We start from the raw sequence: 17,039 nt of genomic DNA on the forward strand, positions 1-17,039 counted from the left end.
AGCTGATGCGGCTTTGGCTTCGTGGATGAATCTTTCTTTCTCCTCAAACTCAGAGGTCAGGTGAGGTGGCAAAAACTTTAAAGCTACCAGGCGATCCAATTTTATGTCCTGGGCTTTGTAGACCACACCCATCCCACCCTCGCCAAGCTTTTCAAGGATCTTGTAATGAGAAATTATTTTACCAATCATCTTTTTATTTTGTTTTTCCTTTAATCAACTCTTCAAAAGCTGGATAACCAGCTAAATTCTTATACCAGGGGTGTAATTTTATGTAAGCAGTAGTTAGAATATTGTTCTTTACGTAGAAATCCAGCATACGAACTGCCTCTTGCTTTTGTCCTGTGAGTGAATAAACGAAACTGAGTTGCCAAGTCGAAGCGTACCACTCCACTTTTAGCAGTGATTCACCCAGGCTCTGCTTCACTCTATTCGCTTGCTCCATGGCTTTTTTTGACTCGCCTCTTAACGCATAGGCCAAGGCAATTCTTAACCGACTGTAATATTCATTGGGAAGACCTTGAAATTCTTTGATTAAGGGTAGATTGAACTGAATGCCGGAATCCAAATATATTTCCGCTTGCTTTTTGTTTCCTTTCATAAGCTCTAAGGAACCTAATTCCACAAACCAGTCCTCACCAGGACTTTGTTTGCGGTATTCATCCAGATAAAAGAGGGAGCTGTCGGCCTCTCCAGATATCCCAAAAATATAACTCAAGGTAGCTAGCGCACTAGAATATTGAGGGTTAATATCCAGAGACTTGTAAGCCATTTTTTTCGCCTGCTCCAATTCACCCCTACCCAAGTAGTAAGTACTCATGGTAGAGTATATCCGGTAATTGGTGGGTTGAATCTCTAAGCCTTTGTTAAAATATTCCTCTACCTTTTCGTTCTTCCCTAACCTGGAGTATAACATGATAAAAGCTCCGAATAAAGTAGTCTCAGTGGGCTTCGTTTCTAGAGTTTTCATCAATGCACTCTCAGCTTTGGGGTATTGACCAGTATAAGTGTACCACGCTCCCAGGAGTTTCCAGCCTTCTCCGTAGTTCGGATTAGCCTTGACTGCTTCTTCAGCCTCCTGGATGGCTTTTTCCCTTTTCCCCTCTGTCCAATATAGTCGGGAAAGGGAGCGATGAGCCTCGGCTAAATCAGGGTCCAAGGCAAGTGCCTTGGAACTGGAACCTCGAGCTTTCTCTAACCAAGATTTCTTGCGGTCAATATCCATCATTACATAACTAGAATAACAATCAGATAATCCTGCATAGGCCAAAGCAAAATTGGAATCAGCTTCTAAAGCTTTCTGAAACATTTTGGTTGATAGTTCAAGCCCTTCTTTAGTTGTACTTCCTCCACTGAAATAATATTCACGTCCCTGCAAGTAATAGTTATAAGCCTGTACATTCAGGGTGGGTTTCTTTTCAATCCTTTCTACTTCAACTGGAGCAAGGGCAACTTTTAGTGCCTGAGCAACTGCCTTGGCCACATCTGCCTGTATAGCAAATAGATCCTCCATCTGTCTATCATAGCTAGCCGCCCAAACATGGAATCCATCACTGGCTTTAATCAACTGACAAGTAATTCTGACCTTATCTCTGTATTTTTGGACTGAACCCTCCATTATATACTTAACTCTTAACTTATCAGCTACTTCCTTAAGATTAATTGGCTTATTTTTGAATTGTTCAATGTCACTTCGGGAAGCGATCAGTAAGCCCGCGATTTGGGATAGCTGGGTAATAATATCTTCAGTCATCCCAGACGCAAAATAGTCATCTTCTTTATTTTCAGAGAGATTCCGCAAATACAGTACTGCTATGGAAGGTTTGCCAGCCGTAGTTGGTTCTTTTTGTCTGAGAAATACTAAGTAAACTACAATCAGAATTAAAATCGCCATTAATCCTACCATCAAGGGAAAAGCTCTTTTTTTGACTGGCTTGGGAAAATCAGTGGGCTTAGGTGTTACTCCTGTTTTGAGATAATCCAGATTCTTTCTCTCTCTTCTCAAATCTGCCAGAAGATCATCTATGTGCTGGTACCTCTCATCTTTTTCTTTTGCCAATGCCTTGTAAACCATATCCTCTAATTTAGCTGAAACCTGATTGTTGAAACGGGCTATCGGCTGTGGCTCTTCATTAATTATTGAGTAGATAACAGCGGCTTGATGCTCTCCTGCAAAAGGCAATTTTCCGGTCAAAAGCTCATACAAAACAACTCCAAAGGAGAAAATATCGCTCCTCGAATCCACTTCCTCACCTTGAGCCTGCTCTGGTGACATATAGGCAAGAGTCCCTAAGGTCGAACGAGTCTTGGTAAGCTTGGTGGCTCCCTTTAACTTCGCCAGACCAAAGTCCATTATCTTTACTTGCCCCCGGGGAGTAAGCATTATGTTGTCAGATTTGATGTCTCTATGCACAATCCCTTTCTCATGAGCTAAAGCCAAGCCTTCGCACAACTGAATCCCGATATCCAAAACCTTCTTTATGGTGAGCGTTTCCTTGTCAATTATATGTTTTAAAGTATTTCCCTCGCAATATTCCATAACTATAAACATCTGCCCTTCAAACTCGTCGATTTCATGAATAGTGGTGATATTGGTATGACTTAAAGCTGATGCGGCTTTGGCTTCGTGGATAAATCTTTCCTTCTCCACAGGCTCAGAGGTTAGATGAGGAGGTAAAAACTTTAAAGCTACCAGGCGATCCAATTTTATGTCCTGGGCTTTATACACCACTCCCATCCCACCCTCACCTAACTTCTCGAGGATTTTATAATGTGAAATTGTTTTGCCTATCATAACCTGTTACACCTGGTTATCGAACTCATCCCTCATTCCCTTCTCCCCGCCTTTGGCGGGATCTTCGACTTACAAAGAGAAGGGAGGTGAAAGTCACTCTCTTTTCAAGAGAGGGATTCAGGGTGAGTCCCGACCGTGAAATTATTTTACCCAGCATAGCTCCCGCCGATAAAAATTAGGCTGTGGCTTTAATAAATTGAGAAATAACTCAATAGTCAACTAAAAAAAGCAATGGGGGTACTCATTTGACACCCTAAAAATCCGCAAAAAACGCAGAGACAGAACAATATTCCGTATTTACAAACGAACTTCACCCTTACCCTCCCTTTGAGGAGAGGGAGAGGGTGGGGTCAATTTCAAGAGAAAACAAAAAATAACTTTCATTTGCCAAAAACCCGGATTAAACTTATATTTGAAAAGTTTACAGAGCCGACTCAATTGCGTTGGTTGAACTACCTTTTTGACTTAGAACTGACTAGTTATCCTTATATAGATTAAATCCAATTCTGAAAGAATGAGCCAATGCTTAAATTCGCCCAGATAGCTTTTCCTTTCTCTTTAAGGAAGACTTTCACCTACAGCATACCTGATAATCTAAGGGAGAGAATAAAACCCGGTCAAAGGGCATTGGTTCCCTTTGGCAGGGAAAGGAAACTGGGATTTATTGTCAGCCTTTGCCCCATTTCGGAAGTGAAGAATACCAGGGAGCTTTTGGATCTTATCGATGATGAGCCGATCATTTTACCTGAAATCCTGGAGCTCACCAGATGGGTTTCAGAATACTATTATGCCCCCTGGGGGGGATGTCTTAGAGCCGCCATTCCTCCAGAGCTGCAGGTACACAGTCTGCTCTGGGTTCACAAGAAAGAGTCTCCCCTTCTGGATTATGAAGATACCAGAACAAAGTTTTCCTCCATTGAGAAGAAAATCTTAAACGCACTTGAGGAGAAAAAACCTCAGAAAATAACTTTTTTGGAGAAAAAAATCGGCACCAGAGGTTTGTATTCTACCTTGCATTCGTTAGAACAAAAAGGGAAGGTCGAATTATTTTATGAGTTGAGCAAGTCTAAATCCAGCATAAAGTATGAGAAGATGGTCTCTTTAAAGGGGAAATCTCCGGAAGAGATTAAGTTGCTCGAAACCTATATCGAGACCAGCCGGAAAAAATCTTCAAAGGAAGCTTTATTACTCCAGCTGTTGATAGAGGAGAACAGAGAATTTTCCTTAAGGGAGATAAACCAAAGGATCAACCGGGCATCTCAGATTCTGAATGGATTAGAAAAAAAAAGGCTGGTCAAAACCTTCTATAAAGAAAAACTAAGAGAGCCCCTCTGGGGGATGAATGTGGAGCCGGCTCAGGAATTTTCTTTAACCCGGGAACAAAAAGAGGTTCTGGAGAGCTTGGGCCAGGGGCTAACCGAGGAGAAATATCAACCCTTTTTGCTGTACGGGGTAACCGGAAGCGGAAAGACACATGTGTATATAGAAATCATCAAGAAAGTTCTGGGAAAAGGAAAGACAGCTTTAGTCTTGGTCCCGGAGATTTCCTTAACTCCTCAGATCATTTCCCGTTTCAAATCCGTTTTTGGAGAACAAGTGGGGCCTTTTCATTCCAGCCTTTCTCCGGGTGAAAGGTTTGATGCCTGGAGAGGGATTAAATCCGGAAAAATTAAAGTGGTTGTGGGGACCAGATCAGCCATCTTCTCCCCTCTTTCTAATCTGGGGATAATAGTGGTGGATGAGGAACACGATTCTTCTTACAAACAGAAAGAACCCGACCCAAAATATAATGCCAGGGACTTAGCTTTGGTCAGGGGAAAAATGAATAAAGCTCTGGTGATTTTAGGCTCAGCCACACCCAGTTTAGAAAGCTTTTACAATGTGGAAAAGGGTAAGTATATTCTCCTGCAGTTGACACAGAGAGTAGACCAGATCCCGCTTCCTGAAGTCGAGATATCTGACCTGAGAGAGGAGAGGAAAAAGGGTAACTATTCGATATTTTCCTCTGAGCTTTCTTCTCAGATGAAAAAAAAGATCGAAAAGGGCGAGCAGGTGATTCTCTTTTTAAACCGCAGGGGTTTTTCCAATTTCGTCAAATGTCAGGAGTGCGGTTACGTTTTCCGCTGCCCGAACTGTGACATAACCCTGAATTTTCACCGTACCGATTTCTCTTTGCGCTGTCACTACTGCAACTACATAGTCCAGGCGAGTGACCTCTGCCCTCAATGTAACGGAAGTAGATTTGCATACAAAGGAATGGGAACCCAGCGCGTGGAGGAAGAGATAAAAAAGCTTTTCCCTGGAACCCCTGTCCGCCGTATGGATCAGGACACCACTTACGCAAAGGATTCCCATTACGAAATCCTCAAAGGGTTTGCTTCAGGAGATTTCAACCTGCTTCTGGGAACTCAAATGGTAACCAAAGGTCTTGATTTTCCGGATGTGACCTTAGTCGGAGTGATTTTAGCTGATACCTCTTTAGATTTTCCGGATTTCAGAGCAAGGGAGAAAACCTTCCAGCTTTTGACTCAGGTGGCAGGAAGAGCCGGCAGGGGAAAATTAGGAGGGGAAGTCATCTTGCAAACTTATTATCCTGAGGACTGGGCAATCAAGCTCTCTGCTAAGCAAAATTTTCAGGAGTTTTATAAAAAAGAGATAGAAGAAAGAAAGGAGCTTTTTTACCCGCCCTTTAGCCGGCTGGTTTTAATCAGATTTCAGGGAAAAGAAGAAGTGAAAGTCCAGAAGGCAGCGGAATCTTTTGGTAGTAAGTTGTCGGACAGACTAAAGGCTATAGGCTATAGTCTAAAATCAAAGTCTATCCAGATTCTTGGCCCCACATCGTCACCTCTTCCCAAGATAAAAAATGATTACCGCTTTCAGATTTTGATAAAGACCAAAGAGGTTCGAACAATGACTCAGACGATTAACTCTATTTTCGAAAAAGGCGCTGAAAAAAGATATTCCGGAGTCAAAATCTCAATTGACATCGATCCTCTGGATATAATGTAAAATAATTGTCAAGATTCGAATTGCTTGGCAGGGGTTGTACCCCTGCCCATAGAAAAAACTTTTGCGGACAACCCCGTGGTGGGCAGGACTAACTAAATTATTACCAGGTTTCACTACTTGGATTCAATCTGCCCGCAACGTATCGTAGGGGCGTCCTGACAGGTCGCCTTACTTCGTCACTTGGATTAAATCTACCTGCAACGTATAAAGATGATGTAGATCTGTCCTTGACAAAGAATTTATAATTGTTCGTTCGTAGCCACTTTAGTGGCGTAAAACTCTAACCTGACTAAAGTCAGTTAGAACTTGAATAGATTTCTCCTTGACAAAGATTTTATATCTGTTAAGTTAAAAGTTTCAAGGGAGTTGAGATTATGATAACTATCGAAGATTTAAAGCAGAATGAAAAAGTTCAAACTCTGATCGCCAAGGCGGATAAGGTCTTGGGCGAAATCGGGTACACTGAGCATGGCCAGAGGCATGCCAGTTTATCAGCTAACATCTCCTATAACATTATGATTCGCCTGAAGAAACCCGAAAAAGATGCTCAGTTGGCCGCAATTGCCGCCTATCTGCACGACATTGGAAATGTAATCAACCGGGATTATCATGCCCAGACCGGAGCGCTTCTGGCTTATCAAGTACTTTTAGATATGGGCATGCCTGTATCTGATGTGATGGACGTTGTAGCAGCCATTGGCAATCATGATGAAAAGGATGGTCAGCCGGTAAGCGATATCTGTGCAGCGGCTATCTTGGCTGACAAATCGGACGTGCACAGCTCGCGGGTGAGAAACTTGGAGATGATCAAGCAGGATATTCATGACCGGGTAAATTATGCAGCTAAAAGCTCTTTTTTGCGAGTAGACGAGGAGAAAAAAACTATCTCTCTGGAGATAAAAATCGACACCTCCATCTCCCAGGTGATGGAGTATTTTGAGATCTTCTTGTCGCGGATGATGGTCTGTCGCCGAGCTGCAGAATATCTGAAGATGAGATTTGAACTGGAGATAAACGGACAGAGATTGCTCTAAAAGGAAACGTTGGAGTGTAAAGCTTTAGCTTTACCTCTTGGTATAGTATTTAGAAAGTTCTCTAAAAGAACTTAAATTTACGGGGCTAGGAGCCCCGGCTACGGGTGTGCACCCTTGATCTTTCGTAGGGCGGACACCCCGTCCGCAAATAGGAACAAAATATGAAAAAGAAAATCAGTTACAAGACCTCCGGCGTGGACATAGTCCGGGCTGATTTAGCCAAGAAAAGGATAAAAAACTTGGTCCGAACGACTTTCAGCAAAAATGTTCTTACCGACATCGGCAGTTTCGGAGGATTCTATGCTCTGATTAAAAAAGATTATCATGACCCGGTCCTGGTTTCAAGCGCGGACGGCGTGGGAACGAAACTTAAGATCGCCTTCCAGATGAACAAGCACGATACGGTGGGAGAGGATTTAGTTAATCATTGTGTTAATGATATTCTGGTTCACGGTGCCAGGCCCCTGTTCTTTTTGGATTATATCGCAACTGGTAAACTTTACCCGACAGTTATAGAACAGATTGTCAAGGGGCTGGTTCGGGGCTGTTCAAAAAATAATTGTTCCCTGATAGGCGGTGAAACCGCGGAGATGCCGGATTTCTATGAACCGGAAGAATATGATTTAGCCGGGTTTATCGTCGGGATAATCGAAAAGAAAAAAATAATCGACGGCTCAAAAATATCACCCGGGGACCTCCTTTTGGGCTTAGGCTCGAATGGACTGCACACTAATGGCTACTCTTTAGCGCGCAAAGTCTTATTTAGTGTCAAAGGATATAAAGCCGGTGACTACGTAAAAAAACTTAAGAATCAATTGGGAAAAGAGCTTTTGAAAATCCACCGGTCCTATGCCAAGCCGATTTTCAAAGTCCTGAAAAAACATCGAATCAAGGGTATGGCACATATCACCGGCGGAGGGATTCCAGGCAATCTCATAAGGATATTGCCAGAGGGATGCCAGGCAAGGATAGATGTTTCATCCTGGAGAATACCACGGATTTTTGATTTCATCCAGAAAGCAGGCAACATAGAATCTGAAGAGATGTTCAAGGTTTTCAATATGGGCATTGGCCTGATTTTAGTCGTACCAAAAGGGGATGCTGAAAAGATAAAAAGGAAGTTACAGATATATGGAGAAAAGGTTTTCCTCATAGGCGAGATAGTTTCAGGGGAAAAGGGAGTCAGGTTAATTAATCTCTAAAGGTTAAAAGATGATTTTACTCCTGGTCATGGATGGTTTTGGGATAAATGAAAAAAAAGAAGGGAATGCCATTGCCCTGGCAAAAAAGCCGAATTTAGATCGGCTGCTTGTTGATTATCCTCACACGGTTTTAGGAGCATCAGGTCTGGATGTAGGTCTGCCTGAGGGACAGATGGGGAATAGCGAGGTGGGACATCTTAACTTTGGAGCAGGAAGAATCGTCTATCAGGAAATAACCAGGATAGATAAAGCCATCCAAGATGGCTCTTTTTTTAAGAACAAAGTTCTGCTTGAGGCGATGAATAAAGCTAAAGAGAACAATTCTGCTCTGCATCTGATGGGATTGGTATCAGACGGAGGAGTGCATAGTTCCTTGAATCACCTTTATGCCTTATTGAGATTAGCTAAGGATAAAGGGGTCAGAGAACTATACGTGCACGCTTTTATGGATGGACGAGATACTTCACCAACTGCAGGAAAAGAATATATAAAACGACTTTTAGAAAAATTCAGAGAATATAAGGTTGGCACTCTGTCAACTGTAGTGGGTAGATATTATGCAATGGACCGGGACAAAAGATGGGAAAGAGTTGAAAAGGCATACCGGGCAATGGTCTACGGAGAGGGGAAATTGACCTCTGATCCGGTCAAAGCGGTAGAGGAATCTTACCAAGAAGAGGTAACTGATGAATTTATCAAACCTATTGTCGTCTCTGAATCAGGTAACCCTCTTTCCGGAAGGATAAAAGAAAAAGACGTAGGGATATTTTTCAATTTTAGAGCAGACAGAGCACGGGAGCTTTCATACGTTTTGTCAGAAAAGGATTTTAAGGAATTTGATAGAGGGAATAACCTGACTATTCATCTGGTTAATCTGACCCAGTATGACGAAAAACTCCAAACCCCTGTCGCTTTTCCACCAGGCAAGCTCAAAAATATCCTGCCTGGGGTTTTGTCAAAGCGAGGTCTGAAACAATTACGTATTGCTGAGACAGAGAAATATGCACATGTAACCTTCTTCTTCAATGGAGGAGAAGAAAAACCGTTTGAAGGCGAGGATAGAATCCTGGTTCACTCTCCTAAAGTACCAACTTATGATTTAAAACCGGAGATGAGCGCCTATGAGGTAACAGATAAAGTTGTCCAGGCAATCGAGTCAAAAAAATATGATTTCATCCTTTTGAACTATGCCAATCCGGATATGGTTGGACATACCGGGATCCTGGAAGCAGCCATAAAGGCAGTAGAAGCAGTTGACACCTGCGTTGGAAGGGTTGTAGATGCTGTTAGGAATGTAGGTAGCACAGCAATGGTCACCGCAGACCACGGAAATGCGGAGATGATGGTGGATTATAACAACGGCGAGCCTTTCACTGCCCACACCACAGATTTGGTCCCGTTTATTTTAGTTAAAAATGGTTTCAACGGAAAATTAAGACCCAGAGGCATTTTAGCAGACGTAGCTCCCACGATTTTGTATTTAATGGGAATAGATAAACCTACAGAGATGGATGGGGTAAATTTGATTTTGTTGTAATTTTGTAGAGACGCATAGCATGCGTCTCTATTCCAAAAGTAAAGAATTTTTTTGAGTTATTGGATATTTCCCAAGTTAGATCGAGTAACATATTAAGAGATGGTGGAGAAGAGTTTACATGATAAATTTTAAACTAATAGGAATCAAATTAGGTGAAGGACTAAAATATGACACTTCGATTAATGAAATCAACAGAATAGCAACAGCCATTTTTGATTTTCCAATCTCGTCTCATCCACACGGAAGTATCACATCCTCACGTTCTCAATTAATTTTTGATTGGGTAATGACTTTGGCTGAACGGCATATCGCTGACGAAAGAAAATTTCAGTTACTCCAGGAGTTTATTAATGTTTTAACTCCAGAAAATAGTCCTTTAAGAAATCTGATAAAAGAAACTACAGGAATTTATAAATTTGATTTTTGGAGTATAATTCATAAGGATATTGTTAGTGCTGCAAAAAACAAATTCGAAGATGGTTATTATGCTGACGCCGTAGAGTCAACTCTCAAGGAAATTAATATTCGTGTTAAGAAAATAGTTCAAGATAAGATTGGGCAAGAGTTTGATGGTGCATCTCTCATGAATAGAGCATTTTCTCTGGAACATCCAATAATAATCTTAGATGACCTCTCATCTGAAACTGGTAAAAACATACAAAAAGGATATATGCAAATTTTCGCTGGAGCAATGACGGGAATTAGAAATCCTAAGGCACATGAGAATATAGTTATTGATAAAGAAAGAGCAATGCACTTTCTCTTTTTGACAAGTCTCTTAATGCAAATATTAGATGAATCAAATTACTAAAATTTGAGTTTGGTCTGGGAGCAGCATATCAAGTCAAATCTCATAGAAGAGTGAAGAAAAGGATGACACTCTATAAAAACCAATACCGCATCGAATCCACCCGCTTAAAAGAGTGGGTTTACTCCCGTTACGGCTATTATTTCGTAACCATCTGCACAAAAGACAAGCAGTATTTTTTCGGTGACATTGTAGCAGATAAAATGCAATTGTCAGAGATAGGGAAAATAGTTGCTGGCGAATGGGGAAAAACAGATAGTATTAGGGATTACGCAAAATTGGATGAATGCGTGATAATGCTCAATCATTTGCACGGGATAGTTATAATTCAGAATGAAAACAACGTAGAGACGCATTCGATGCGTCTCTACGAAAAGATAATTTATCAAATATCATTCGTGGATTCAAATCTGCCACGGTCAAAAAAGCTCACCAAAAAGGTTTTACGAATTTTGCCTGGCAATCCAGATTTTATGACCACATTATCCGCAATGAAAAAGAGCTACATGACATTCGGCAATATATTGTTTATAATTCCTTAAAATGGCAATTTGATGAGGAGAATCAAAATAATATAAAGAAACAAACCGATAACAAAAAATAATTCAGAGACGCATTCGATGCGTCTCTACAAAGTTCCCAAAGCCATTGATGACTTATAAAAAAACAATCCTTTTCATTTTTATATCATCCTTTCTTTTCTCTTTATCCTTTCCCCCTTTCCCTGCCGGTTTTTTTGCTTATTTTGCTCTGGTTTTTTTGTTTTTCGCTTTAGAGGATAAAGGTGGCTGGGAATCTTTTAAATTAGGTTACATCTGGGGACTGGTCACCAATGTATTGCTTTTATACTGGATCACCTGGGCTACCCTGCCGGGGATCCTGGGAGCTATCTTGATTTTATCTCTGTATACTGCTTTTCTTTTTCTTTTTTACTCCTGGGTTCAAAAAACGCTCAAGGAAAAAGCTGTCTTTTTTATGCCTTTTCTCTGGATAATGCTGGAATATGGCAGGTCCCTTTTTGAGATTGGCTTTCCCTGGCTTAATTTATCCTATACCCAGACCTATTACCTGAGCTTGATCCAGTATGTATCTATTATAGGAAATTATGGCGTATCCTTCTGGATCGTCTGGGTAAATGTTCTCGTATACCTGGGAGTCAAAAACTTTGCCTCCAGCAGAAAAGTATTAACTTATGCGGCTTTAATTCTCCTTCTGTTCTTAGCGCCGTTTGTGTATGGCAACAAAGTCTTGAATCAAAAAACAGACGCCAGACAGGTTGATATCGCCTTAGTTCAGGGGAATATCCCCCAGGATGTCAAGTGGGATTACAAGCTCCTGGATTATAACTTTCAGGTTTTCACAGATCTTACCAGAAAGATACCTGAAAAAGTCGACCTTATCTTATGGCCTGAAACTGCCGCTCCCTGCTATCTGCGGGCTGAGCCTAAATATTTTTCACTAATCAAATCCTTGTCTGATTCTCTTCAGACTCCCCTGGTTTTGGGCACTAACGACTATTCAGTGCTGGGTCAGGGGAATTATCTTTACTACAATTCTGCTTTTTACTTTGACCCTTATCAGAACAATTTTGCGGCATATAATAAAATCCATCTTGTGCCTTTTTCAGAATGGGTCCCTTATCCGAAAGTCTTAGGCTGGCTTTACAAGATAAAATTCGGGCTTTCAGATTATACTCCGGGAAAAGATTATATACTTTTCGAAAATCCCAAAGGTAAATTCCCGGCTTTGATCTGCTTTGAGGCGGTTTTCCCGGATCTGGTTAGAAAATTCGTCTTAAAGGGAGCAGACTTTGTAGTGAACATAACCAATGACGGCTGGTGGGGAAAAACAGCCGGACCTTATCAGCATGCCCAGATAAACGTGTTCCGGGCAATTGAGAATCGGATAAGTATTGCCCGGTGTGCCAACACCGGGGTTTCGATGTTTGTGGACCCGTATGGAAGAATAACCCAGAAGACAAAAATCTACGTCCAGGATGTTTTGACCGGTAAGATTCCGCTGAGAAATGAGCTGACCTTTTATACCCGATATGGCGACTGGTTTGCTAAGGGAGTCTCTCTGCTTTCTATTCTGATCTTAGCGTATAGTCTTTTATGGAAGGTCGTAGGTGATAGGAAGTAGGTTGTAGACAGCAAACAGGAGACAGGGACGAAAAAATGAGACGATTGATTTTTTCCTTTTTCTGGATTTTAATCTTATCCAATCCGCTCTTTTCCGCAGTTGGGGACTGGGCTACTTATACTAATATGAACTATTCAAAGCAGATCCTTCTAAAAGATGGTTATCTGTGGGTGGCAACAACTGGAGGATTGGTAAAGTTTAATCTCTCAGATGAGACTTACAGGAAAATAACCAATGTAGAAGGTCTGGGAGGAAATTATCTTTATTCTTTAGCAGTTGACACTGCTGGAACGTTCTGGTTCGGCGCAAAGAACGGAACCTTGACCAAATATAATCCCCAGGGTGATTTTTTCAGGGTATATGATTTCCTGGACCGGGACGGCTCAAGGCTCTGGATAAAATATATCGCTCCAGACGAAGATAAGCTCTGGGTAGGGCTGAATAAAGGGGTAAGCCTTTTTCAAATTTACAAAAACGATGGGGAGATCAAGGAAACATACAGGCATTTCGGGAACTTAGCCCAGGAAATTGAGGTCAACTCAGTTGTCCTCACACCCACTAAAGTCTGGGTCGGCACAGTTAAAGGGGTTGCCTTTGCCCCTAAAAATGACCCGAATCTTTTAGATTACTCTCACTGGTATTCCTTTGTATCTGGCCAGAAAGGGCTTACCAACGACACAGTCAATACTGTTTTGAGTGTGGATGAAGAGATTTATATCGGCACAAATAAAGGGGTTTTTGAATTTAACAGCACAGACTCGAATTGGTCCCTTTCCGGTTTAAATAACCTGATTGTGCATGACTTAAAATATAGCTCTGGAAAAATCTATGCAGGCACAAATTCCGGACTTTTTGTCAACGAAAACAGCATCTGGTCTCAGGTAAGCACCTCAGGATTGACAAACGGAAATCTAAACGCAGTGGCAATCGAGACCTCAGGAAATATCTGGGCAGGAACTGAAGGTGGAGGAATCTCGGTTTATGCCAATTCTTACTGGACAAACTTCAAAATAGATGGGCCTCCAGGGAATATTTTTAACAAAATTGCAATAGAGGAGGGAGGGAAAATATGGTGTTCTAACTGGACTGGAGGTTGTTCCTCCTTTGATGGGACAGACTGGAAAGAATTTCAGGATACCATTTATTCCCTTTTTGGTCGCAGACCCATAATGGCGACTGTGTCCTTAGATTTTGAAAGCAATATCTGGTTTGGTTCCTGGGGAGATGGCCTTTATAAGTTAGATCCGCAGGGAAATTGGTCTATGTATGATTCCAGTAATAGCGAGCTAAGACCATATGCAGGACATCCCTTTAATACAGTAGTAAGTGATGTGGTGATAGATGGGGCGGGAGTCAAATGGATGGCCAACTGGGAGGGGGTGGAAGGGAGATGTGTTGTGGCACTGCAAAATAATCAGTGGACACCTTACCTTTCTTCAGATGGAATAAAGTCTAATCTTATAAACTCTCTTTATGCTGAAGGAGGACGTCTCTGGATCTGCCACCGGGATGTCGGCTTGGGTTTTCTGGATTATAAAGGTACACCCGGGAATAAAAGCGATGACTCCATCCATTATTATGATGACATAGAGGGACATCTCTCAGGAAAGGATGTTAGAGCTGCCAGGTTTGATCTCAAGGGAAAACTGTGGGCAGGAACCAATGCAGGATTAGACTGCTGGGACCCGGAATTAAGCTACACCCCTTATTTTAGAGGCGTGCAGCTTCCTGAGCCATTAGGACCTCAAGTCAACTGGATAACAGTAGATGAGATGAATAACAAATGGATCGGAACGATAAATGGCGTGGGCGTGATTAATGACCAGGATTCGTTTATTTACGTTTTCACCACGACCAACAGTAAATTGGTGGATGACCTGGTCTGGTTTATCAATGTAGACAATAGCAGAGGCAAAGCCTGGATCGGAACCGAGAATGGACTTTCGTCTTTTCAATATAAAGTCCCGGCAGAGAATTTGTGTCAGGTTCATCCATATCCCAACCCGGTGGTTTTGCGGAACGGAGATGAAAAGGTTACCTTCGATGTCCCTCTGGAGACTAAGGTGAGGATATATACTGTAGCTGGAGACTGGGTAGCAGAGGCTAAATCCGGCGGGATTGGAAAAGAATGGGATTTAAGGAATAGATCCGGTAATCTGGTTGCCTCAGGAATCTACCTTTTCCTTTTATTTGACAACCAGCGTGGCACCTGTGCCGGGAAGATCGTGGTCATTCGTGAATAAAAAGGTATGGGGTTAGAGCTTCTCTATTTAGCAGATCTGGACGAGCAAAAATGGGAAGAGCTTCTTTTTAACTCTCCTTTAAGCACCTTTTATCATAAGTCCAACTGGGCTAAACTCTGGTTTTCCAGTTTTGTTTATTTCACGCCTCTTTTTTTAGTTTATTCAGGCGAAAATGGAGAATACAAGGCAGGCTTCCCTTTTATCCTCTCTGATAAGTACAGGTTGAAAAGGGTCTATTCGATGCCGTTTGGCACCTATGGCGGAATGATTCTCTCTAAAGAGCTTTCGTCAGAGGAAGCCGAAGAGCTATACAGAAAAATCGATGAGGAGTTAAGGAAACTCAAACTGGCAAGTGTGGAGGTGATAGATTTTTTCGGCCAGCAAAAGAATCTTATCCAGTACGGTTATAATGCTGTGAAAGCTTATACCCATCTTCTGGATTTATCAAAATATATGGATGACCCGGTTCATAAGACCAAAAGGGGTGCAATCCAGGCAGAAAAAAAAGGTGTGAAGGTGGAGCCTCTCTCCTCAGTCGAGAAAATCAGAGATTGTTACAACCTGGTTCTGGAAAGAGACAAACGGCACGGGTTAAAAAGATCGAAATTCCCGCTCGGCTTGTACGAAAATATCTGGAATATTTTGAAATCCGGACAGGAGCTCCGATGGAGCGTGGCAACAGTCGACGAACAGACCATAGCCTTTCAGATAAATTTCCTTTTCAGGGATACTATTTATTATTGGGAGGGTGCCTCCCTTTCTGAAGCTTTGAACCTGAGACCCAATGATGCTTTGTTCTCCGATACTATCCAGTGGGGGATTGCTCAGGGTTATAGATACCTAAATTTAGGGGGTTCTCCGGAAAAAGCAGAAGGACTGGTAAGATTCAAAGAAGCCTGGGGAGGAGAAAGAAAAGATTACCTGATTTATTCAAAGAAGAAATTCTGGTATAAAACTGCTGAGAAGCTGAGACGACTTTTGTAGGGACAGAATCCGCCTGAGGTGGATTCTGTCCATTTGTCTTTACCTAAACGAACCTAATGTCATTGCGAGTCCCCGTAGGGGACGAAGCAATCCTTCCACTTTCAACGAACAGATTGCTTCGTCGGTCAAATGACCTCCTCGCAATGACAATAAGAGACTAAAGATGAAACTTCTATTCCTTTCAGACGCCAGAAGCTATCATACCAAAAGATGGGTGAACTACTTCGCTGACAAAGGGTATGAATGCTATCTTGCATCTCTGGAGAAAAGCCAAGGAACCAGAGCCTCTGAGATTTTCATTTCGCCAAAAACCGAATTCTCTTTCCTTAAATATATTTTTGCCCTTTCGGAGATAAAGAATTTGATTCAAAATATCAATCCCGATCTGGTCAACGCCCATTTCGTGCCAAACTATGGTCTATTAGGAGCATTATCTAAAAGGAAACCCTTAGTGGTCTCAACCTGGGGTTCAGACATATTGATCTCACCGAAAAAATCACCTTTTCACAGACTGAGAGCAAAATATGTTCTGTCTAAAGCTGACCTGGTGACCTGTGATGGAATAAATTTATCAAAGGGACTTCTGGAATTGGGGGTCCCTGAAGAAAAAATAGTTTTAGCTCCGATGGGAGTTGAACGTAGGCTATTAAAAGAACGCTCAAGCAATGGTCAATTAAAAGACAAAGCAGAAATAATATTCCTAAGCACAAGAAGCCTTGAGCCAGTCTATGACTTAAAAACCCTGATTGAAGCTATGCCTTTGATTATTGAAAAAACCAATAAAAAAGCCAGGTTCTGGGTAACCGGGCTGGGCAGTCAGGAACAGGAGCTAAGAAAACTTGCTTCAAAACTAAAGGTCGAAAAAAACGTGGAATTCAAGGTATACCTGAACAGAGAGGAGCTGGAAGAGCTTTTTCAGAAAGCGGACTTATATATCTCAACCTCCTTGTCTGACAGCACCTCAGTTTCTTTGTTAGAGGCAATGGCATCAGGACTTCTGCCAGTGGTAACAGACATCCCCGGCAATCGGGAGTGGATAGAAGATGGAAAAAACGGTTTCCTCTTCACACCAGGAAATTATCAGGCTTTAGCCGAAAAAGTAATCTGGATAATAAATAATTTTAAAGAAACGGAAAAACTCCGCGCGGAAAATCAGAAAATCATTCGGGAAAAAGCCTTATGGGAAGAGAATATGGCTTTTGTAGAACTCAGATTTCTGGAGTTACCTAGGAGAGGCTGACAGTCTATTTTCCCCCTTGAGCTTTTGAGCGTTTGGACTTTTGAGCATT

The 17,039-nt window shown here is 41.8% G+C and carries 12 protein-coding genes; 10 read left to right on the forward strand and 2 right to left on the reverse strand.

The window, feature by feature from the left end; genetic code table 11:
* Positions 1-189 (reverse strand): serine/threonine protein kinase (locus MUP17_04435; GenBank protein ID MCJ7458220.1); only part of this gene is annotated, 189 nt, incomplete at its 3' end.
* Positions 190-193: 4 nt separating this feature from the next.
* The gene (locus tag MUP17_04440; GenBank protein MCJ7458221.1) at positions 194-2,791 is read right to left on the reverse strand and encodes a protein kinase; all 2,598 of its coding nucleotides are present in this window, start codon (positions 2,789-2,791) and stop codon (positions 194-196) included.
* A 522-nt stretch (positions 2,792-3,313) separates the two neighbouring features.
* Between MUP17_04440 and priA the strand changes: the two genes are divergently transcribed.
* The 10 genes from priA (at position 3,314) to MUP17_04490 (ending at position 16,990) form a co-directional block, all read left to right on the forward strand.
* Entirely contained in the window at positions 3,314-5,800 is a 2,487-nt protein-coding gene (priA, locus tag MUP17_04445; protein MCJ7458222.1) for a primosomal protein N', read from the forward strand.
* Between the two features lie 374 nt (positions 5,801-6,174).
* A complete protein-coding gene (locus tag MUP17_04450) occupies positions 6,175-6,834 on the forward strand; it encodes an HD domain-containing protein (protein MCJ7458223.1) in 660 nt (219 codons plus the stop codon).
* A gap of 161 nt (positions 6,835-6,995) precedes the next feature.
* Complete coding sequence (gene purM / locus MUP17_04455) at positions 6,996-8,036, forward strand: phosphoribosylformylglycinamidine cyclo-ligase (protein ID MCJ7458224.1); 1,041 nt, start codon at positions 6,996-6,998, stop codon at positions 8,034-8,036.
* A 10-nt stretch (positions 8,037-8,046) separates the two neighbouring features.
* Complete coding sequence (gene gpmI, locus MUP17_04460) at positions 8,047-9,573, forward strand: 2,3-bisphosphoglycerate-independent phosphoglycerate mutase (GenBank protein ID MCJ7458225.1); 1,527 nt, start codon at positions 8,047-8,049, stop codon at positions 9,571-9,573.
* A 118-nt stretch (positions 9,574-9,691) separates the two neighbouring features.
* The gene (locus MUP17_04465) at positions 9,692-10,384 is read left to right on the forward strand and encodes a TIGR02391 family protein (GenBank protein MCJ7458226.1); all 693 of its coding nucleotides are present in this window, start codon (positions 9,692-9,694) and stop codon (positions 10,382-10,384) included.
* A gap of 62 nt (positions 10,385-10,446) precedes the next feature.
* The gene (locus tag MUP17_04470) at positions 10,447-10,923 is read left to right on the forward strand and encodes a hypothetical protein (GenBank protein MCJ7458227.1); all 477 of its coding nucleotides are present in this window, start codon (positions 10,447-10,449) and stop codon (positions 10,921-10,923) included.
* Between the two features lie 109 nt (positions 10,924-11,032).
* Positions 11,033-12,523, forward strand: coding sequence for an apolipoprotein N-acyltransferase (lnt, locus tag MUP17_04475; protein ID MCJ7458228.1), 1,491 nt, complete (start codon positions 11,033-11,035; stop codon positions 12,521-12,523).
* Between the two features lie 35 nt (positions 12,524-12,558).
* Positions 12,559-14,766: a hypothetical protein gene (locus MUP17_04480; protein MCJ7458229.1), complete on the forward strand. Its 2,208-nt coding sequence runs from the start codon at positions 12,559-12,561 to the stop codon at positions 14,764-14,766.
* A gap of 6 nt (positions 14,767-14,772) precedes the next feature.
* Positions 14,773-15,750, forward strand: coding sequence for a GNAT family N-acetyltransferase (locus tag MUP17_04485; GenBank protein ID MCJ7458230.1), 978 nt, complete (start codon positions 14,773-14,775; stop codon positions 15,748-15,750).
* Between the two features lie 163 nt (positions 15,751-15,913).
* Positions 15,914-16,990 carry a glycosyltransferase family 4 protein gene (locus MUP17_04490; GenBank protein MCJ7458231.1) on the forward strand — a complete coding sequence of 359 codons (1,077 nt, stop codon included), beginning with the start codon at positions 15,914-15,916 and terminating at the stop codon, positions 16,988-16,990.
* Positions 16,991-17,039 lie beyond the last annotated feature (49 nt).

This window comes from Candidatus Zixiibacteriota bacterium (genome assembly GCA_022865345.1).
Classification (GTDB): Bacteria; Zixibacteria; MSB-5A5; order MSB-5A5; family RBG-16-43-9; genus RBG-16-43-9.